Origin of the sequence: Stenotrophomonas sp. MMGLT7 (assembly GCF_021168555.1) — a bacterium.
Lineage (GTDB): Bacteria > Pseudomonadota > Gammaproteobacteria > Xanthomonadales > Xanthomonadaceae > MMGLT7.
On record NZ_JAJOZS010000017.1, the window covers coordinates 73,080 to 91,496 of the forward strand.

Genomic DNA, 18,417 nt, shown 5'->3' on the forward strand with positions numbered 1-18,417 from the left:
TTCCCCGCTGGGCATCGGGGAAGGAGCTTGACAGGTACGACTAGCCGATCAGATCAGCGGTGCGGGCGTCGCCGGCAGCGCGACCGGAGCCGGCTTCTTCTTGCGCGGAGCCGCCTTCTTCGGGGCAGCCTTCTTCGCAACCGTCTTCTTGGTGGCGGCCTTCTTGGCTGCCGGCTTCTTGGTCGCCTTCTTGGCGGCGACCTTCTTGGCCGGTGCCTTCTTCGCGGCCTTCTTCACGACCTTCTTGGCAGGGGACTTCTTGGTGGCCTTCTTGGCTACCTTCTTGGTCGCGGTCTTCTTGGCTACCTTCTTGGTGGCCTTCTTCGGCGTCACCTTCTTGGCAACCTTCTTCGCGACCTTCTTCACCGCCTTCTTGGCGCCGGCGACCTTCTTGGCCACCTTCTTTGCGACCTTCTTGGCGGCCTTCTTCACGGTGCCCTTCTTTGCAGGTTTCGTGGCGGCCTTCTTCACCGCCTTCTTGGCAGCAGGTTTTTTCTTCGCAGCTTTCTTAGTGGCCATAGGATGGCTCCTCGTCAGTGAACTATGGTTTGAAAACGCCCAGTTGAAGCAAGCCCGCGGCGCAGCTTCCGCCGTGGGAACCGCCGGCTCGACATGCGCGCCGTGACGGATACAGAAACACCCGCATCGTTCATCGATACGGGTGCCGTGTCGCTGATGACGTTGCCTTTCTCGGAGGGAAGCGGACCCAACTCCACCATCGCCGGCTCATTGGTGGACGTACGAGTTGTGCTTCGCGCTCTGATGTCGATTCCGATCACTCTCTTTGGCAGCAACGTCTGCTGGGCGAAACCTAATCACGGTTTTTTTTACTGTCAACACTCCTTTCGAAAAAATCCTCCCGCGTTGGCATGCGCATGTGCCGCCCACAGCGCCCATGCAGATACACGGACATTGCCGACGCATCGTTCAACGTATCCATCGCCGATACGCTCCATAAAAAAAACAGCACGTTTTAAGCGCTTTCCTCGCAAACGCCGTCGGCTCCTGCGCGTCGACCATCGCAGCGCGGACAACGAAAGACGGTGCGGGCGCATCCTGTCGCCTTGCTGTCCGGCGCCTGAAAAAAAGTTCGCCGCGTGCTGCGCTTACGGCGCCGCATCAGTACAAATGCGCAAGATTCTCCGCGACAGAAGACGCGTTCCGACACGCCAGACACCATGCGGCGCGTACCGCATCGAGGCGACTACGGCGAAGACGATGACGCCACCCTCACACCGCACGACGGAAGCTTCGGCGCATCGCAGCCGATGCATGTCCACCAGCAGCCCGCTGCCGGGATGCGGACATCGTCGCGAGCGAAGCAACAGGATCCGTCGTCCGCCGTCGTCGCAAAAAAAACCGGCCGCACATGGCGGCCGGCGCATGACCATCCGTTGCCGGGCGATCAATGGTCGTCCTGCTCCAGCAGCTCGGCGTAGTCGTCCGGCGACAGCAGATCGTTGAGCTGCTCGGTATCGTCCAGCTCGAGCACGAACAGCCAGCCTTCGCCGTAGGCGTCCTCGTTGATGGTCTCCGGCTTGTCGGCCAGAGAGACGTTGACCTCGACCACCTTGCCGCTGACCGGCGCGTAGACATCGGAGGCGGCCTTAACCGACTCCACCACCGCCACGCCGTTGCCGGCCTCGACCGAATCTCCCACCGTGGGCAACTCGACGTAGACCAGGTCGCCCAGCAGGCCCTGGGCATGATCGGAAATACCCACGGTGACGCGGCCATCGCCTTCGACGCGCGCCCATTCGTGGGACTTGAGGAACTTGAGGTCGCCAGGGATCTCACTCATGAGTCTGCTCCGGAAGATGGAAGGTGGAACGGGTGGCTAGTTTAGCGAGCCGCGACGCGATCAAGTAGCCGTCGCGGATATCGGAAGCGCGGCACGCGGCAACGCCATCAGGCGATCACGCCCGGCTGTGGCTGGCCGTCGCGCACGAACGGGAACTTCACCACCCGCAGCGGGATTTCCCTGCCGCGGATGTCCACGCGCACCTGGCCCGGTTCGCCGGCCGGGACGCGTGCGAATGCGATGGCCTTGCCCAGCGTCGGCGAGAAGGTGCCGGACAGGATCTCGCCCTCGCCCTGCGCGGTGAGCACCTTCTGCCCATGGCGCAGCACGCCCTTGTCGTCCATCACCACGCCGATCATCTGCCGCGGCGCGCCGCCGGCCTTCTGCGCCTCGAGTGCGGGCCTGCCGATGAAGTCGCGGCCGTCGTCCAGCGCCACGGTCCACGCCAGCGCCGCTTCGTACGGCGAGACCGCATCGTCCATGTCCTGGCCGTACAGGTTCATGCCGGCCTCGAGCCGCAGCGTGTCGCGCGCGCCCAGTCCGGCCGGGCTGACGCCGGCCTGCAGCAGCGCGTTCCAGAACGCGACCGCTTCGTCCTGCGGCAGCACGATCTCGAAGCCGTCCTCGCCGGTGTAGCCGGTACGGGCAACGAACAGCGGCACGCCCGCGACGGACTTCGCCTCGACCGCGGCGAAGCGCCCCAGCTGCTCCACCGCGGCGCGATCGCCATCGTCGACCAGCCCCAGCACCCTGGCGCGCGCATTCGGCCCCTGCACGGCGATCATGGCGAAGTCGGGGCGCTCGGCCACCTGCACGTCGAACGCGGCGGCCTGCTCGCCGATCCAGGCCAGGTCCTTGGCGCGGGTGGCGGCGTTGACCACCAGGCGGAAGAACTCCTCGCCCAGGTAGTAGACGATCAGGTCGTCGATCACCCCGCCCTGCGGATTGAGCATGCAGGTGTAAAGCGCCTTGCCCGGCACCTTGAGCTTGTCCACCGAGTTGGCCACCAGGTGGCGCAGGAACTCGCGCACGCGCGCGCCGCGCAGGTCGACCACCGTCATGTGGCTGACGTCGAACATGCCGGCATCGCGACGCACCTGGTGATGCTCCTCGATCTGCGAGCCGTAGTGGATGGGCATGTCCCAGCCGCCGAAATCGACCATCTTGGCGCCGAGCGCGCGATGGGTGTCGTTGAGGATCGTCTTCTGCGTCATGGCCGCTTCCATCGGGGAAAGGCGGCATTATCCCATTGGAGCAGGGATTGGGGATTCGGGATTGGGGACTTGCAAGAGCGGCGCACGTCGTTGCGCTCCTGCCGTCACCAATCCCCAATTCCCCATCCCCGCCCCAAACTCACCGCTCCTGCACCTTCAGCGTCATGCCGTCGACGCCGACCACGCGCACCGGGGTGCCGGCCGGCAGTTCCGGACCGCTGACCACCCAGAACGCGTCGTCGATCTTGGCCCGCCCCTGGCCGCCCTGGATCGGCTGGTCGAGCATCACCACGCGACCGATCAGCTGCTCGGCGCGACGGTTCAGCAGGGGCCGGTCGCTCTGCCGGGCACGCTTGCGGAACCACTTGCGATAGACCTGAATGGAAACGAAGCTCAGCACGACGAAGATCACCGCCTGCAGCAGCACCGGCATGTCCGGCACCAGCCACACCACGACGAACACGACCGTCGCGGCGAACCCCATCCACAGCATGAAGGCGCCGGGCGCCAGCGCCTCGGCCGCGAACAGCAGCAACGCCAGCGCCCCCCAGACTCCGACGTCCCAGCGCATCGCTCAGCCCCCCACCCGCGGCGGCACGCCCGCGCGCGTGGTGCGGGCATCGCCCTGCTTGCCGAGCGCTTCCTTGGCCAGCTCGGCGATGCCGGCGATCGAGCCGATGATGCCGGACGACTCCATCGGCATCAGCACGAACTTCTGGTTCGGCGCGGTGGCCAGTTCCTTGAACGCCTCCACGTACTTCTGCGCGATGAAGTAGTTGATCGCCTGCACGTCGCCCTGGGCGATCGCCTCGGACACCATCTGCGTGGCCTTGGCCTCCGCCTCGGCCGAGCGCTCGCGCGCCTCGGCATCGCGGAACGCGGCTTCCTTGCGGCCTTCGGCCTGCAGCACCGCGGCCTGCTTCTCGCCGTCGGCGCGCAGGATCTCGGACTGGCGCGAGCCCTCGGCCTCGAGGATCTGCGCGCGCTTCTCGCGCTCGGCCTTCATCTGCCGCGCCATCGAGTCGATCAGGTCGCGCGGCGGCTGGATGTCGCGGATCTCGATGCGGTTGACCTTGATGCCCCACGGGTTGGTGGCATGGTCGACCACGTTCAGCAGCTGCGCGTTGATCGTCTCGCGCTGGCTCAGCGATGCATCCAGGTCCATCGAGCCGATCACGGTGCGGATGTTGGTCTGCACCAGGGCGATGGTGGCCTGTTCGAGATTGGACACCTCGTAGGCCGCCTTGGCCGCATCCAGCACCTGGAAGAACACCACGCCGTCGACCTTGACCACGGCATTGTCCTTGGTGATCACGTCCTGGCTGGGCACGTCCAGCACCTGCTCCATCACGTTCACCTTGCGGCCCACGCCGTAGACGATCGGGATCAGGAAATGCAGCCCGGGCGACATGGTGTGGGTGTACCGGCCGAACCGTTCCACCGTCCACTCGTAGCCCTGCGGCACCATCCGCACGGTCTTGAACAGCACGATGATGCCGGCCACCAGCACCACCAGCGCGAGAAATCCTGTCGACATCGCTATTCCCCCATGGACGTGTACCTGGATTATGCAGCAGCCGGCATGCGGCGCCGCAACATGCCGGCCCGGCGTCCATGCAAGTGTCCCGTGGGAGCGACGTGGGAGTGACGTAGGAGCGACTTCAGTCGCGATGGGGCTGTACCGGTACAGCCCCATCGCGACTGAAGTCGCTCCTACGGCAGACAGCAGACAGCAGACAGAAGGCAGCGGCCAGCGGCCAGCGGCCAGGACACAAAAAACCCCCGCCGAAGCGGGGTTCAAGTGCCGTTGCCGAGCGGATTACTCGACGGGCGTGATGTTGGAGGCCTGGGCACCCTTGGGACCCTGCGTCACGTCGTAGGTGACCTTCTGGCCTTCCTGCAGGCTGCGGAAGCCCTTGGAGTTGATCGCGGAGAAGTGCGCAAAAACATCGGCGCTGCCGTCCTCCGGTGAGATGAAGCCAAATCCCTTGGCGTCGTTGAACCACTTGACGGTACCGTTCGGCATGGTGATGCGAGACCTTTGCAATTAATGGGTGGTGTACGCGGCAAGGCGTACTGGCGGAGTATGCAAAGCTTGTTCAGCAATGACAATCACCCTCGGGCCAATTCCCCCACCAGCTCCGCAATTCCGGCCGAGGCGTCCGCCACGTTGGCCAGCACCTCGGCCATGGTGATCTCCGAGGCATCGCCGCAGCCGGCGGCCCAGTTGGCCACGATCGCGAGGCAGGCGTACTCCAGCCCCAGCTCGCGCGCCAGCCCCGCTTCCGGCATGCCGGTCATGCCCACCAGGTCGCAGCCGTCGCGGCGCAGGCGGGCGATCTCGGCCGCCGTTTCCAGCCGCGGGCCCTGGGTCACGCCGTAGCAGCCGCCATCGACCAGCGCCGCGCCGGTGACCTTGGCCGCGGCGATCACCTTGCTGCGGAACATCGGCGAGTACGGATGGGTGAAGTCCACGTGCAGCGCCTCGCTGCCCACGTTTCCCTCGGCATCGCTCTCCCACACGGTGGACACGCGTCCCCAGGTGTAGTCGATGAGCTGGTCCGGGCAGCCCAGGGTGCGCGGCGCGTAGCGCTCGCCGATGCCGCCGACGGTGTTGAGCGCCAGCACGCGCGAGGCGCCGATCTGCTGCAGGGCGGCGAGGTTGGCGCGGTAGTTGACCAGGTGCGGCGGCAGCGAATGCCCTTCGCCATGGCGCGCGAGGAAGGCCACCCGGTGCCCCAGCAGCGTGCCCACCCGGACCGGACCGGAGGGCTTGCCGAAACGAGTGTCCAGCTCGTGGCTCTCGACATCCTGCAACTGCGCCAGGCGGTAGACGCCGGTGCCGCCGATCACCGCCAGCGAGACCGCGCTCATGCGTGCTCGCCTTCCTTGAAGGCGTAGATCGCCGGCACGCTGCGCAGGCCTTCGTTGACGTCCATGCCGAAGCCGAACACGTAGCGGTCGGGCACTTCCAGGCAGATGTAGTCCGCTTCCACGCCCGGCACGCAGCGGTCGTGGCGCTTGACCGTCAGCACCACGATGCGCACGTCGGTGGCGCCCTGCTCCAGGCACCACTGGCGCACGCCCTGCAGGGTGTAGCCCTCGTCGAGGATGTCGTCCACCAGCAGCACGCGGCGCCCGTACAGCGCGGTAGCCGGGCGGTGCTTCCACACCAGCTCGCCGCCGGTGGTCTCGCCGCGGTAGCGGGTGGCATGCAGGTAGTCGAACTGCACGTCCTGGCCGCGCTGGCCCAGCTCCAGCGCCAGCTGGCCGGCGAACGGCAGCGCGCCGTGCATGATGGTCAGGAAGACCGGCACCTCGTCCTTGTAGTCGCGGGCGATGTCGTCGGCCACGCGGGCCACGGCCTGGTCGATGGCCGGACGGTCGATCAGCAGGTCGGCCTTGGCCAGGGCCTGCGGGATGGTGAGATTGGGCATCAGGCGGTTTTTCCGAAGTTTTCTGTGAGACGGGATTGGGTGCTGCCGTGGCGCTGGTCGGCCAGCAGGCCGTCCCAGCCGAGCGCGCCGCGGCCGATCAGGCCGAGCAGCGCGGCGGTGTTGAGCGTGCGCCCTTCCACGGCCTGCAGCGATTCTTCCACCAGTTGCGGATGGCATACCAGCACCACGTCGCAACCGGCATCGAGGTGGGCACCGACGCGGGCGGCCACGCCGCCGGCGGCGAACGAGGCGGCCATGCCGATGTCGTCGGAGAACACCACGCCGCGGAAGCCAAGGCCGCCGGCGGCGGGCTCGCCGCGCAGGACCTGTTCGATCCACACCGGCGAGTAACCGGCCGGTTCGGGCGCCACCTGCGGGTAGCGCACGTGCGCCATCATCACCGCATCGGCGCCGGCGTCGATGCCGGCGGCGAACGGCACCAGGTCCTCGCGGCGCAGCTGCTCGAGCGGGCGCGGATCGATGGCGACATCGACGTGCGTATCCTCCAGCACCGAGCCATGGCCGGGGAAATGCTTGAGGGTGGCCGCCATGCCGACGCTGTGCATGCCGCGCACGTAGGCGCGGGTGAACTCGGCCACCACCTGCGGATCGTCGCTGAAGGCACGATCGCCGATGGCGCGGTTGCCGCGCGCCAGGTCCACCACCGGGGCGAAGCTCAGGTCTATGCCGCTGGCGCGGATCTCGCTGGCCATCAGCCAGGCGTGCTGTTCGGCCAATGCCAGCGCCTGCACGCGATCGTGCGCGTACAGCGCGGCGAAGTCGTGCAGCGGCGGCAGCGCGCTGTAGCCGTCGCGGAAGCGCTGCACGCGTCCGCCTTCCTGGTCCACGCAGACCAGCAGCGGACGCGGCGCGGCCTGGCGGATCGACGCGGCAAGCTCGGCCACCTGCGCGCGCGAGGCGAAGTTGCGCTTGAACAGGATCACCCCGGCCACTGCGTCGTGCTGCAGCCATTCGCGCTCGGGCGCGGCGAGTTCGGTACCGGCGACGCCGATCACGAGCATGGAACCATCTCCGGAACAGGCGCCGACCTGGCGCACCGCGGCATTGTCGCAGATGCGGCCTGAAGCTTCAGAGGCCAAAAGCGGGCCGGCTGCATTGGCGGGGCCGCCGCAGCCGCATGCAGGGGGCGCCCGTTCAGCCGTGCTCGGCCGCGCTCCATCGCGAGTACGGATGCGCCGCCAGGGCCAGGTTGTAGTAGCGCGACTCGTCGGTGACCTCCGCGCCCAGCCAGTCCGGCCTGTCGAAGGCCTCGTCGGCGCTGCCGAGCTCGATCTCGGCCACCACCAGCCCGGCGTTGTCGCCGAGGAACTCGTCCACTTCCCACAGGTGGCCGGCATGGCGCACCAGGTGCCGGCGCTTGTCGATCAGCCCGCCCACGCACAGCGCCAGCAGCGCGCGCGCATCGGCCACCGGGATCGGGTACTCGAACTCCTGCCGGGTGTGCCCCAGTTCGCGCGACTTGATGTTGAGGAACGCCACCTCGCCCTGCAGCCGTACCCGCACCGAGGCCTTCTGCGCGCCGCTGTCCATGGCGCCGACGTCGTTGATGTAGCCCTGCGCCATCGGGATCACCGCGTGCGCGGCGGCGCGCCAGCCGTCGCCGGTGACGAGGAATTTGCGTTCGATTTCAAGAGCCATCGGGATTCGGGATTCGGGATTCGGGATTCGGGATTCGGGATTCGGGAAAAGCATAACCCCATGGCTCGTGGCTCCGGCTTTTGCCAATCCCCAATCCCCAATCACCGCCTCTCGAACACCGCGATGCTCTCCACGTGCGCGGTATGCGGGAACATGTCCATCGCCCCGGCCGCGCGCAGCCTGAAGCCCTGCTCGTTGACCAGGAAGCCGGCATCGCGCGCCAGCGAGCCGGGGTGGCAGCTGACGTAGACGATGCGCTCGAACTTCTTCAGCGGCAGTTGCCGCAGCACGTCGATCGCGCCCGAGCGCGGCGGGTCCAGCAGCAGCTTGTCGAAGCCCTGGCGCATCCATGGCGCCTGGCGCTGGTCGGCGGTCAGGTCGGCGGCGAAGAACTGCGCGTTGTCCAGGCCGTTGCGCTGTGCGTTCTCCTTCGCCCGCGCCACCAGCCCGGCCTCGCCCTCCACGCCCACCGCCTCGCGCACCGTGCGCGCCAGCGGCAGGGTGAAGTTGCCGAGCCCGCAGAACAGGTCGAGCACGCGGTCTTCGGGCCGCGCGTCGAGCAGCTGCAGCGCAAGGGCGATCATCTTCTGGTTGAGGCTGGCGTTGACCTGGATGAAGTCCAGCGGGCGGAACGCCAGCTCCACGTCCCACTGCGGCAGCCGGAACGACAGCGGCACGCGGCCTCCATCGGGCACGACCGGCCACAGCGGGTGCACGCTGTCCACGCCGCCGGGCTGCAGGAACACGGCAAATCGATGCCGCTGGGCGAAGGCGACCAGCGCCTGCCGGTCGCTCTCGCTCAACGGCTGCAGGTGGCGCAAGGTCAGCGCCACGCCGCTGTGTTCGTCGGCGGGATCGCCGGCGATGAATTCGATCTGCGGGATGTCGCGGCGCCCGTCCAGACCTTCGACCAGTTGCGCCAGCTCGGCGATGCGCTCGCCGACCTGCGGGATCACCGTGTAGCACACCGACAGGTCGGCGACGAAGCGCGGGTCCTGCTCGCGGAAGCCCACCAGCGTCTTGTCCTTCTTCTCGACCCGCCGCACCGAGAAGCGGCCCTTGCGACGGTAGCCCCAGCTGTCGCCGACCAGCGGCGGCAGCACCGCCTCGGGCACGACGTGGCCGATGCGCTCCAGGTTGTCCATCAGCACGCGCTGCTTGGCGACGATCTGCCGATCCTCGGCCAGGTGCTGCAGCACGCAGCCGGCACAGACGCCGAAATGCGGGCAGCGCGGCGTGACCCGCTGCGGCGAGGCCTCCAGCACTTCCAGCGTCCGCGCCTCGTCGAAGTGGCGGCTGCGCGCGGTCGGCTCGGCGACCACCGTCTCGCCGGGCAGCGCGCCGCTGACGAAGGTGACCTTGCCGCCCTCGCCCTCGCGGCGGGCGACGCCGCGGCCGTCGTGGCTGAGGTCGGTGATGGAGGCCTGGAACAGGGTACGGTCGAAGCGGGATCTGGATCGGGCCACGTGGCGGAGGGCTGCTGCGGGCTTGGGGCCGGCTATTGTCGCAGATGCGGCGAGCGAGGTTCTCGCCGCCATGCCTCTTGTCCGGCGAACGCGGGCGCGGCAATCTGCGGCGGCGGCCGCCCGCCTGCGGCCGGCGGGGAGGCAGGCCATGACGACATTGCAGGGACAGGACGGCCCCCGGCTGCTGCTGGTCGAGGACGACCCGATCAGCCGTGCGTTCCTGCTGGCGGTACTGGAATCGCTGCCGGCACGGGTGGACGCGGCCGACACCGTGGCTTTGGCGCTGGCGGCGGCCACCAGCGCCCATGGACTGTGGCTGATCGATGCCAACCTGCCCGACGGCAGCGGCATCGACCTGCTGCATTCGCTGCGCACGCGCCATCCGCGGCCAGCGGCGATCGCGCATACCGCCGATGGCAGTATCGAGACCCGGCAGCGGCTGCTGTCGGCCGGATTCGCCGAGGTGATGGTCAAGCCGCTGTCGCCACGGGAGGTGCTGCAGGCGGTGCGGCGGCGGCTGCCGCAGATCGACGCCGGGGCCGCTGACGCAGCCCCGGCGGACTGGGACGAGGCGGCGGCGCTGAAGGCGCTCAACGGCCAGCGCGCGCACCTGGACGCTCTGCGCGGCCTGTTCCTGGCTGAGCTGCCGGGCAGCCGCGATGCCGTCGCCAGCGCCTTCACGCAGGGCGACAGTGCGGCCATGCGCGGCCAGCTGCACCGGCTGCGGGCCAGTTGCGGCTTCGTCGGCGCCGAGCGGCTGGGCCGGGCGGCGCGCGTGCTGCACGAAGCGCCGGATTCGGCCGAGGCGATGGCGGCGTTCTCGCAGGCAGCGGCTGCGTTGCTGGACGATTGAAGCGGCCATCCATGGTGCCGGATTCGCGGCGCTCGCTGAATCGTCCCATCGTGACGCCGACCGCAGGACTCGTAGGAGCGACTTCAGTCGCGATGGGCCTTACCGGTAAAGCCCATCGCGACTGAAGTCGCTCCTACAGGGACCGCCGCGTCACCTCCACGCAGGAGACCACCGCGTCACCTCCACGGCCTTCAGCGCGGCCGGGCCAGATCCTCCAGCATCTCCCACGACTTGAGCCCGCGCCCGCCGAGGTGGTGCAGCAGTACCCCGCGCATGCTGCGGCGCAGGCTGGCCATGTCCTCCTGCGTGGGCACCACGCCCTGCGCAAGCGCCAGCAACGCGCTGCCGGTCGCCATGCCGCGGCGCTGTTCGGCGCCGCGATCACTCAGCAGGCGCCGGGCGCCGTCCTGCGGATCGAGCAGGTAGCGGGCCGCCGGGTCGATCGGCTCGCCGTCCGCGTCGTGCTGCAGGTCGAAACCGAAGCCCAGCGCCTCCAGCAGGTCGCGCTCGAACAGCCGCAGCGACCACGCCAGCGAGCCACCGCCGGCCAGCCGTCCGCGCACCCGCGCGTAGGCCTCGTACAGCTCCGGCAGCGGGTCGTCGCGCGGCGCCAGCCGCAGCAGCAGTTCATTGATGTAGAAGCCGGCCAGCATCGCTTCGCCGGCCAGCCGGGGGGCGGCGTCCAGCGCCTCGGCCAGCCGCAGCTGCGCCAGTTCCCCGCGCTGCACGGCGCTAAAGCGGATCCACTGCAACGGCTGCAGCGCCGCACGCAGCGCCTGCTTCCTCGGCCCCTGCACCCCTCGCGCCAGCAGCCCGACCCGTCCATGCTGCTCGGTCAGCACCTCGACCTGCAGGCTGGTCTCGCGCCAGGGGCGCGCATGCAGGACAAAGGCGGGTTCGTCGTCGATGCGCATGGGTGGAGGGCCCCGGGATTCGGGATTCGGGATTCGGGATTCGGGATTCGGGATTCGGGATTCGGGATTCGGGATTCGGGATTCGGGACAGCATCGCAGTCCGCGGTGCGCTGTCAATCGATCCGTCGATGCGATCGGATCGACCCACGCACGGCAAAGGGACCACGGGAGCCGCTTTCGCGAATCACCAATCCCGAATCCCGAATCCCGGCCTCACTCGTACCCGAACGCCTTCAGCGCGGCCTCGTCGTCGGACCAGCCTTCGCGCACGCGCACCCAGGTCTCCAGGAACACCTTGGCGCCGAACAGCCGTTCCATCTGCAGCCGCGCCTTGGCGCCGATCTCCTTCAGACGGGTGCCGCCCTTGCCGATCACGATCGCCTTCTGGCCCTCGCGCTCGACCCAGATCACCGCGCCGATGCGCAGCAGCGCGCCGTCCTCGGCGAAGCGCTCGATCTCCACGGTGGTCGCGTACGGCAGTTCCTCGCCGAGCTGGCGCATCAGCTGCTCGCGTACCAGTTCGCCGGCCAGGAAGCGCTGGCTGCGGTCGGTGATCTCGTCCTCGCCGAACATCGGCTCGGCTTCGGGCAGCAGCGCCAGCAGGTCGCGCACCAGCGCCTCCAGGCCCTTGCGCTTGAGCGCCGAGACCGGGTGCACCGCGGCGAACTGCCGGCCTTCGCTGATCTGTGCCAGGAACGGCAGCAGCGCGGCCTTGTCCTTGAGGCGGTCGATCTTGTTGACCACCAGCACCACCGGGACGCCGGCGTCGCTGAGCACGTTGAACGCCAGCGTGTCCTCCTCGTCCCAGCGCCCGGCCTCGATCACCAGCAGGCCCGCGTCCACGCCTTCCAGCGAGCCGCGCGCGGCGCGGTTCATCACCCGGCTCATCGCCGTGGCGGAGAACTTGGCCTGTGCCCGGTGCAGCCCGGGCGTGTCGACCAGCACGATCTGGCCTTCCGGGAAGCTGGCGATGCCCAGCAGCCGGTGCCGCGTGGTCTGCGGCCGGTTGGAGACGATGCTGACCTTGGCGCCGACCAGGGCGTTGGTCAGGGTGGACTTGCCGACGTTGGGCCGGCCGATCACGGCGACGCTGCCGCAACGATAAGGGGACGCTTCGCTCACTTTTTCGGATCCAGTTGTGCCAGGACGGCGGCGGCGGCGTGCTGTTCGGCCAGGCGCCGCGAGGTGCCCTCGCCTTCGGCGGTGACGGCGGGCTCGCCCAGGGTGCAGCGTACCCGGAAATGCTTGGCGTGGTCGTCGCCGCTCTCGCAGACCAGTTCGTACACCGGCAGCGTGTGCTGGCGCGCCTGCAGCCACTCCTGCAGACGGGTCTTGGCATCCTTCTCCGGCTTGCCGGAGGGCAGCAGCGTCGCCAGCAGCGGCTCGAACCACGGCAGTACCCGCGCGCGGCAGGCCTCGAAGCCGGCGTCCAGGTAGATCGCCGCCACCACCGCCTCGACCGTGTCGGCCAGGATCGAGTCACGGCGGTAGCCGCCGGACTTCATCTCGCCCGGCCCCAGCGTCAGCCGCTCGCCCAGCTGCAGCTCGCGCGCGATCACCGCCAGCGAGGACTCGCGCACCAGCTCGGCGCGCGCCCGGGTCAGCGTGCCCTCGTCGGCCTTGGGCCAGCGCAGGAACAGCATCTCCGCGATGAACATGTTCACCAGGCTGTCGCCCAGGAACTCCAGCCGCTCGTTGTGCGGCGCACCGGCGCTGCGATGGGTCAGCGCCCGCGCCAGCAGGGCCGGATCGGAAAACGCATGGCCGATCCGGTCGCCTCGTTGGAAGGTCTTATTCGCCACCGCGCCGCGTCAGCTCCTGGGTGCTGTCGAACTTGCCGACGATATCGAGGTTGCCCAGCAGCGGGCGCCGCACCTCGTAGGCCACGCGCATCTTCCAGCCGCCGTCGATCCGCTCGAACTTGACGTTCTGCGGCTTCACGTTCTCGGAGTAGCTGATGTACAGGCGGCGGAAGAACAGGTCCTGCGCCCTGGCGGGATCCATGTCGGCGCTGCCCGGCTCGCCGGCCAGGCTCTTCATCGCCGTACGCACCGAGTAGTACTCCTGGTACATCGGGAACAGCTTCATGCCGATGTACACGGCGAAGCCGACCACGGCCAGCACCACCACGAACGACAACAGCGTCATGCCTTCCTGCTTGCGATTCATCAGCGTCTCCCCAGACGCCGGGACGACCCGGCCCATCACTACTGGATACCCGTCCCGATCCGCGAGGGATCGAAACTTCCCTTGCACAGCCAGCCCTCGCAGTTCAGCCAGATCAGGAACGCCTTGCCGCGCAGGTTCTGCTCGGGCAGGAAGTGGGTCTGCGTCCAGAAGCGGCTGTCCTCGCTGTTGTCGCGATTGTCGCCCATCACGAAGTACTCGCCGGCCGGCACCACCCAGTCGCCCTGGCCGGCCGGGTTGTTGCGGTCCACCCATTCCAGCACCGTGTGCGGCCGGCCCGGCAGCTCCTCGGTGAGCAGCGTGGTGCCGGTCATCTCGGCGCCGCGGCCCTTGCCGATGTACTCGCCCTTGACCTCGTACTCCAGCGGCTCGCCGTTGATGTAGAGCGTGTCGCCATGGAAGCCGATGCGGTCGCCGGGCAGGCCGACCACGCGCTTGACCCAGTTCTGGTCCGGCGCATGCGGCGGCTTGAACACCACCACGTCGCCGCGCTCGGGCTCGCCGAGCGGGATGATCTTGGTATTGGTGATCGGCAGGCGGATGCCGTAGGCGAACTTGTTGACCAGGATGAAGTCGCCGATCAGCAGGTTCGGCATCATCGAGCTGGACGGGATCTTGTACGGCTCGGCGACGAAGCTGCGCAGCACCAGCACCACCGCCAGCACCGGGAAGAAGGCGCGCGAGTAGTCCACCACCGCCGGCTCGGTATCCAGCAGGCCGGCGCGCGCGGCGCGGCGCTTGCGCAGCACCAGCGCATCCAGCAGCCAGATCAGGCCGGTGGCCAGGGTCAACACCACCAGCGCGATTTCAAACCATTTCATTCGGGTTCCTTCGGAACGGGATTGGAGATTCGGGATTGGGGATTCGCAGGAGCGGGCGGCAAAGACCGGCTGTGCTTGCGCCTTTGCCAATCCCCGATCCCGATTCCCGAATCCCGCCTCACTTGTTGTCCACCTGCAGCACCGCCAGGAAGGCCTCCTGCGGGATTTCCACCCGGCCCACCTGCTTCATGCGCTTCTTGCCTTCCTTCTGCTTCTCCAGCAGCTTCTTCTTGCGCGAAACGTCGCCACCATAGCACTTGGCCAGCACGTTCTTGCGCATCGCCTTGACCGTGGAACGGGAGATGATCTGCGAGCCGATCGCGGCCTGGATGGCGACGTCGAACATCTGCCGCGGGATCAGCTCGCGCATCTTCTCGCACAGCTCGCGGCCGCGGCGGTCGGCGTGGCTGCGGTGCACGATGATGCTCAGCGCATCGACCTTGTCGCCGTTGATGAGCGTGTCCACGCGCACGAACGGACCGGCCTGGAAGCGCACGAAGTGGTAGTCCAGCGAGGCGTAGCCGCGGCTGACCGACTTGAGCCGGTCGAAGAAGTCCAGCACCACCTCGGCCATCGGCAGCTCGTAGCTGATCTGCACCTGGCTGCCCATGTACTGGATGCCGACCTGGCTGCCGCGCTTCTCCTCGCACAGGGTGATGACGTTGCCCACGTAGTCCGGCGGGGTGAGGATGTTGGCGCGGATGATCGGCTCGCGGATCTCCTCGACCTGGTTCACCGGCGGCAGCTTGGCCGGGTTGTCCATGGCCACGATGCTGCCGTCGGTCTTGAGCACCTCGTAGACCACGGTGGGCGCGGTGGAGATCAGGTTGAGGTTGTACTCGCGCTCCAGCCGCTCCTGCACGATCTCCATGTGCAGCATGCCGAGGAAGCCGCAGCGGAAGCCGAAGCCCATGGCTTCCGAGCTCTCCGGCTCGAAGCGCAGCGCGGCGTCGTTCAGGCGCAGCTTGTCCAGCGCCTCGCGCAGGTCCGGGTAGTCCTCGGCATCGACGGGGAACAGGCCGGCGAACACGCGCGGCTGCATCTCCTGGAAGCCCGGCAGCGGCGTCGGCGCCGGGTCGGCGGCCAGGGTCAGGGTGTCGCCGACCGGCGCGCCGTGCACGTCCTTGATGCTGGCGTTGATCCAGCCCACCTCGCCGGCACGCAGCGCCGGCAGTTCCTTGCGCTTGGGCGTGAACACGCCGACCTTGTCGACCAGGTGGGTGCGGCCGGTGGACATCACCAGGATCTTGCTGCCGGGCCTGATCTCGCCCTGCATGATGCGCACCAGCGACACCACGCCCAGGTAGTTGTCGAACCAGGAGTCGATGATCAGCGCCTGCAGCTTGTCGGTGTCGCGCGGCTTGGGCGGCGGGATGCGCTGCACGATCGCCTCCAGCACCGCTTCCACGTTCAGGCCGGTCTTGGCGCTGACCGCCACCGCGTCCTCGGCGTCGATGCCGATCACCGCCTCGATCTCGGCCTTGGCGCGCTCCACGTCGGCGGTGGGCAGGTCGATCTTGTTGAGCACCGGCACCACTTCCAGGCCCTGCTCCACCGCGGTGTAGCAGTTGGCCACCGACTGCGCCTCCACGCCCTGGGCGGCGTCGACCACCAGCAGCGCGCCCTCGCAGGCGGCCAGCGAGCGGCTGACCTCGTAGGAAAAGTCGACGTGGCCCGGGGTGTCGATGAAGTTGAGCTGGTAGGTCTGCCCGTCCTTGGCCGTGTACGGCAGCGACACCGACTGCGCCTTGATGGTGATGCCGCGCTCGCGCTCGATCGGATTGGAGTCGAGCACCTGCGCTTCCATCTCGCGCGCCTGCAGGCCGCCGCACAGCTGGATGATGCGATCGGCGAGCGTGGACTTGCCGTGGTCGACGTGGGCGATGATGGAGAAGTTGCGGATGTTCCGCATCGGATCGGATGACATGGAGGTGGGCGGCGGCCGCGGCCGTCGTCAGGGAAACGTAGGATTATCGCATGCCCGGACGCCGTGCCGGGCACGCCCGCAGCACGGGCCGGCCCCGGGGCACGCGGCCGCGGCCGACTGCCGGCCGGGAAATCCGGCCGCCGGCACCATCCACGGGGTGCCGGCGGCCACGCGGCCTACTCGCCGGCGCGGATGGCGACGAAGCTGGTGTTCGCCCCGGCGCGGACCAGCAGCATGACCACGTCGCCCTTCTTGACCCCGGACAGCTGCCGGTTCAGTTCGGCGACGCTGCCGACCTTGGCGCGGCCGACCTGCAGGATCACCATGCCCGGACGCAGCGCAGGCTGGGTCGCGCGCGCGGAGGCGCTCTCCACGGCGGTGATGCGCACGCCCTGGCCCGCCTCCAGGCCGAGCTGCCTGCGCTCGGCGGCGCTCAGGTCGGCCACGCGCAGGCCGAGCAGGTCGATGCTGTCGGCCTGCGGGGCGGCCGGGCCGGCGCCGTCGTCGTTGGCGGCGGCCAGCTGGCTCTCGCCTTCCTCCAGCGCGGTCAGGGTGACGGTGACCTCGCGCGGCTTGCCGTCGCGCAGGATGCCCAGGCGGACCTTGGTACCCGGCGCCATCGCACCGATCAGCGGCGGCAGGTCGCTGGCGGCATTGATCGCGGTGCCGTTGACGCTGCGGATGACATCGCCGGCCTCCACGCCCGCCTTGCCCGCGGCGCTGCCGGCGACGATGTCGTTGACCAGCGCACCGCGGCTGTCGGGCAGGCCCAGGCCCTGGGCCTTGAGCGAATCGATCGGCGCCACCTGCACGCCCAGCTGGCCGCGGCTGACCTTGCCGGTGGTCCGGATCTGCTCGACCGCGTTCATCGCCAGGTCGATCGGGATCGCGAAGCTGATGCCCATGTAGCCGCCGGACATGGAGAAGATCTGCGAGTTGATGCCGATCACCTCGCCGCGGGTGTTGAGCAGCGGACCGCCGGAGTTGCCCTGGTTGATCGCCACGTCGGTCTGGATGAACGGCACGTAGCGCTGGTCGGAGTCGTAGGGATTGCTGCGCCCGGTGGCACTGACGATGCCGGCGGTGACCGAATGGTCCAGCCCCAGCGGCGAACCGATCGCAACCGCCCACTGCCCCGGCTTGACCGTGCGCGAGTCGCCGATGCGCACCGTCGGCAGGTTCTTGCCGTCGATCTTCAGCAGCGCCACGTCGTACTGCGCATCGCTGCCGACCACCTTGGCGTCGAACTCGCGGTTGTCGGCCAGCTTGACCTTGACCTTGTCGGCGCCGTCGACGACGTGGTGGTTGGTCAGCACGTAGCCATCGGCGGAGATGATGAAGCCCGAACCCACCGAACGGCCGCCGCGGCTGTCCGGGTCGGGAACCTGCCCGCCCGGGCCGGGGAAATCAGGCCCGAAGAAGCGCCGGAAGAACTCCGGCATCTGGTCCATGTCGGGCACGCCCCTGCGCTGGCTGGCCTTGGGCGCGACATCGGCCTCGATGTTGACCACGCCGGGGCCGACCTGCTCCACCAACTGGGTGAAATCGGGCAGGCCGGTGACCAGCTGCGGCGCCGGCGTGGCGCTGCGCGTGGCGATCGGCGCGGCGGCCTCCGGCTGCTGCGCGCAGGCCGCCAGCGGCAGGGTCATCGCCAGCAGGCCAAAGGTGTAGTTGCGGATGCGTGGGTTCATCGCGGACACGTCTCCAGGCGAATGGATGGAAGAAGGGATGCGTGCGGGGCCGCGTTCCGGGCGGCCGAAGGCATCGACCGGAACGAATGCTGGCGCCCGGGCGCGGGGATCAGGGCTGCGGCAGCGGCGGCAGGTCGTCGTCCGCGCCGGCCGGGCCGATCTCGACCGGCATCTGCGGCTCGAACGGGTAGAAGGTGCGGCCGGGCTGGGCGGAGACGCTGGCATTGAACACGCCGCCGGCCACCGCCGGGGCCACCACCGACCGCGGCCACGGACGGGCCTGCAGGGTCTCCGGGCGATGCCCGAACGGATCGGCCGGCGCGGCCACGGTGGCGTCGACGGGCGTCGCACTGGCGACGGCGCGCTGCGGCGGCGCCGGCTGGCGGCCGGCGGCGGCGGCGCGGCCGGCCTGCTGCGTGCGCGTGGCGGCGACCGTGCGGCGTGCCG

The 18,417-nt window shown here is 68.8% G+C and carries 19 protein-coding genes and 1 pseudogene; 1 reads left to right on the forward strand and 19 read right to left on the reverse strand.

From position 1 onward, the window contains the following. Positions 1–48 precede the first annotated feature (48 nt). From LRX76_RS16830 to rlmD, 11 genes are all read right to left on the reverse strand, one after another. Positions 49–519, reverse strand: a complete 471-nt coding sequence (locus LRX76_RS16830) for a hypothetical protein (protein ID WP_231806786.1) — start codon at positions 517–519, stop codon at positions 49–51. Between the two features lie 886 nt (positions 520–1,405). Further along, positions 1,406–1,801, reverse strand: coding sequence for a glycine cleavage system protein GcvH (gene gcvH / locus LRX76_RS16835; protein WP_231806787.1), 396 nt, complete (start codon positions 1,799–1,801; stop codon positions 1,406–1,408). Between the two features lie 107 nt (positions 1,802–1,908). Next, a complete protein-coding gene (gcvT, locus tag LRX76_RS16840) occupies positions 1,909–3,015 on the reverse strand; it encodes a glycine cleavage system aminomethyltransferase GcvT (protein ID WP_231806788.1) in 1,107 nt (368 codons plus the stop codon). Positions 3,016–3,154: 139 nt separating this feature from the next. Next, on the reverse strand, positions 3,155–3,586 hold the full coding sequence (locus LRX76_RS16845) for an NfeD family protein (RefSeq protein WP_231806789.1): 432 nt from the start codon (positions 3,584–3,586) through the stop codon (positions 3,155–3,157). 3 nt (positions 3,587–3,589) lie between these two features. Beyond that, complete coding sequence (locus LRX76_RS16850; protein WP_231806790.1) at positions 3,590–4,552, reverse strand: SPFH domain-containing protein; 963 nt, start codon at positions 4,550–4,552, stop codon at positions 3,590–3,592. 282 nt (positions 4,553–4,834) lie between these two features. Then, positions 4,835–5,041, reverse strand: a complete 207-nt coding sequence (locus LRX76_RS16855; protein WP_231806791.1) for a cold-shock protein — start codon at positions 5,039–5,041, stop codon at positions 4,835–4,837. An 86-nt stretch (positions 5,042–5,127) separates the two neighbouring features. Then, positions 5,128–5,889: an S-methyl-5'-thioinosine phosphorylase gene (locus LRX76_RS16860; protein WP_231806792.1), complete on the reverse strand. Its 762-nt coding sequence runs from the start codon at positions 5,887–5,889 to the stop codon at positions 5,128–5,130. Beyond that, positions 5,886–6,452, reverse strand: coding sequence for a hypoxanthine-guanine phosphoribosyltransferase (locus tag LRX76_RS16865; protein WP_231806793.1), 567 nt, complete (start codon positions 6,450–6,452; stop codon positions 5,886–5,888). Before LRX76_RS16865 ends, LRX76_RS16860 begins: the two co-directional genes overlap by 4 nt. Continuing rightward, positions 6,452–7,474, reverse strand: coding sequence for a beta-N-acetylhexosaminidase (gene nagZ / locus LRX76_RS16870; protein ID WP_231806794.1), 1,023 nt, complete (start codon positions 7,472–7,474; stop codon positions 6,452–6,454). The genes LRX76_RS16865 and nagZ overlap by 1 nt, the downstream gene beginning before the upstream one ends. Before the next feature lie 133 nt (positions 7,475–7,607). Further along, entirely contained in the window at positions 7,608–8,111 is a 504-nt protein-coding gene (locus LRX76_RS16875) for a CYTH domain-containing protein (RefSeq protein ID WP_231806795.1), read from the reverse strand. A gap of 101 nt (positions 8,112–8,212) precedes the next feature. Beyond that, the gene (gene rlmD, locus LRX76_RS16880) at positions 8,213–9,577 is read right to left on the reverse strand and encodes a 23S rRNA (uracil(1939)-C(5))-methyltransferase RlmD (RefSeq protein ID WP_231806796.1); all 1,365 of its coding nucleotides are present in this window, start codon (positions 9,575–9,577) and stop codon (positions 8,213–8,215) included. A gap of 148 nt (positions 9,578–9,725) precedes the next feature. Between rlmD and LRX76_RS16885 the strand changes: the two genes are divergently transcribed. Beyond that, complete coding sequence (locus LRX76_RS16885; RefSeq protein ID WP_231806797.1) at positions 9,726–10,430, forward strand: response regulator; 705 nt, start codon at positions 9,726–9,728, stop codon at positions 10,428–10,430. A 191-nt stretch (positions 10,431–10,621) separates the two neighbouring features. On the opposite strand, the gene recO is transcribed toward LRX76_RS16885, so the two are convergent. The 8 genes and pseudogenes from recO to LRX76_RS16925 all read right to left on the reverse strand — a co-directional run. Continuing rightward, a complete protein-coding gene (gene recO / locus LRX76_RS16890) occupies positions 10,622–11,344 on the reverse strand; it encodes a DNA repair protein RecO (RefSeq protein ID WP_231806798.1) in 723 nt (240 codons plus the stop codon). A 213-nt stretch (positions 11,345–11,557) separates the two neighbouring features. Then, on the reverse strand, positions 11,558–12,466 hold the full coding sequence (gene era / locus LRX76_RS16895; RefSeq protein ID WP_231806799.1) for a GTPase Era: 909 nt from the start codon (positions 12,464–12,466) through the stop codon (positions 11,558–11,560). Beyond that, positions 12,463–13,146 (reverse strand): ribonuclease III, encoded by a 684-nt coding sequence (rnc, locus tag LRX76_RS16900; RefSeq protein ID WP_231806800.1) that lies wholly within the window; start codon positions 13,144–13,146, stop codon positions 12,463–12,465. Before rnc ends, era begins: the two co-directional genes overlap by 4 nt. Further along, positions 13,136–13,513: a DUF4845 domain-containing protein gene (locus LRX76_RS16905; RefSeq protein ID WP_231806801.1), complete on the reverse strand. Its 378-nt coding sequence runs from the start codon at positions 13,511–13,513 to the stop codon at positions 13,136–13,138. The genes rnc and LRX76_RS16905 overlap by 11 nt, the downstream gene beginning before the upstream one ends. Before the next feature lie 38 nt (positions 13,514–13,551). Next, the gene (gene lepB / locus LRX76_RS16910; protein WP_231806802.1) at positions 13,552–14,352 is read right to left on the reverse strand and encodes a signal peptidase I; all 801 of its coding nucleotides are present in this window, start codon (positions 14,350–14,352) and stop codon (positions 13,552–13,554) included. 118 nt (positions 14,353–14,470) lie between these two features. Continuing rightward, the gene (lepA, locus tag LRX76_RS16915) at positions 14,471–16,264 is read right to left on the reverse strand and encodes a translation elongation factor 4 (protein ID WP_231806803.1); all 1,794 of its coding nucleotides are present in this window, start codon (positions 16,262–16,264) and stop codon (positions 14,471–14,473) included. 191 nt (positions 16,265–16,455) lie between these two features. Continuing rightward, entirely contained in the window at positions 16,456–17,970 is a 1,515-nt protein-coding gene (locus LRX76_RS16920; RefSeq protein ID WP_231806804.1) for a DegQ family serine endoprotease, read from the reverse strand. Between the two features lie 109 nt (positions 17,971–18,079). Then, positions 18,080–18,417: pseudogene (locus LRX76_RS16925) on the reverse strand (hypothetical protein); the annotation flags it as partial.

What these genes read in the sequence shown, in the direction of transcription:
- lepA (WP_231806803.1), bottom strand. Translation starts at nt 16,264, where the DNA reads ATGCGGAACATCCGCAACTTCTCCATCATCGCCCACGTCGACCACGGC.
- LRX76_RS16830 (WP_231806786.1), bottom strand. Translation starts at nt 519, where the DNA reads ATGGCCACTAAGAAAGCTGCGAAGAAAAAACCTGCTGCCAAGAAGGCG.
- LRX76_RS16855 (WP_231806791.1), bottom strand. Translation starts at nt 5,041, where the DNA reads ATGCCGAACGGTACCGTCAAGTGGTTCAACGACGCCAAGGGATTTGGC.
- LRX76_RS16905 (WP_231806801.1), bottom strand. Translation starts at nt 13,513, where the DNA reads ATGAATCGCAAGCAGGAAGGCATGACGCTGTTGTCGTTCGTGGTGGTG.
- recO (WP_231806798.1), bottom strand. Translation starts at nt 11,344, where the DNA reads ATGCGCATCGACGACGAACCCGCCTTTGTCCTGCATGCGCGCCCCTGG.
- nagZ (WP_231806794.1), bottom strand. Translation starts at nt 7,474, where the DNA reads ATGCTCGTGATCGGCGTCGCCGGTACCGAACTCGCCGCGCCCGAGCGC.
- gcvT (WP_231806788.1), bottom strand. Translation starts at nt 3,015, where the DNA reads ATGACGCAGAAGACGATCCTCAACGACACCCATCGCGCGCTCGGCGCC.
- LRX76_RS16850 (WP_231806790.1), bottom strand. Translation starts at nt 4,552, where the DNA reads ATGTCGACAGGATTTCTCGCGCTGGTGGTGCTGGTGGCCGGCATCATC.
- LRX76_RS16845 (WP_231806789.1), bottom strand. Translation starts at nt 3,586, where the DNA reads ATGCGCTGGGACGTCGGAGTCTGGGGGGCGCTGGCGTTGCTGCTGTTC.
- LRX76_RS16865 (WP_231806793.1), bottom strand. Translation starts at nt 6,452, where the DNA reads ATGCCCAATCTCACCATCCCGCAGGCCCTGGCCAAGGCCGACCTGCTG.
- LRX76_RS16920 (WP_231806804.1), bottom strand. Translation starts at nt 17,970, where the DNA reads ATGAACCCACGCATCCGCAACTACACCTTTGGCCTGCTGGCGATGACC.
- lepB (WP_231806802.1), bottom strand. Translation starts at nt 14,352, where the DNA reads ATGAAATGGTTTGAAATCGCGCTGGTGGTGTTGACCCTGGCCACCGGC.
- gcvH (WP_231806787.1), bottom strand. Translation starts at nt 1,801, where the DNA reads ATGAGTGAGATCCCTGGCGACCTCAAGTTCCTCAAGTCCCACGAATGG.
- LRX76_RS16875 (WP_231806795.1), bottom strand. Translation starts at nt 8,111, where the DNA reads ATGGCTCTTGAAATCGAACGCAAATTCCTCGTCACCGGCGACGGCTGG.
- LRX76_RS16860 (WP_231806792.1), bottom strand. Translation starts at nt 5,889, where the DNA reads ATGAGCGCGGTCTCGCTGGCGGTGATCGGCGGCACCGGCGTCTACCGC.
- LRX76_RS16885 (WP_231806797.1), top strand. Translation starts at nt 9,726, where the DNA reads ATGACGACATTGCAGGGACAGGACGGCCCCCGGCTGCTGCTGGTCGAG.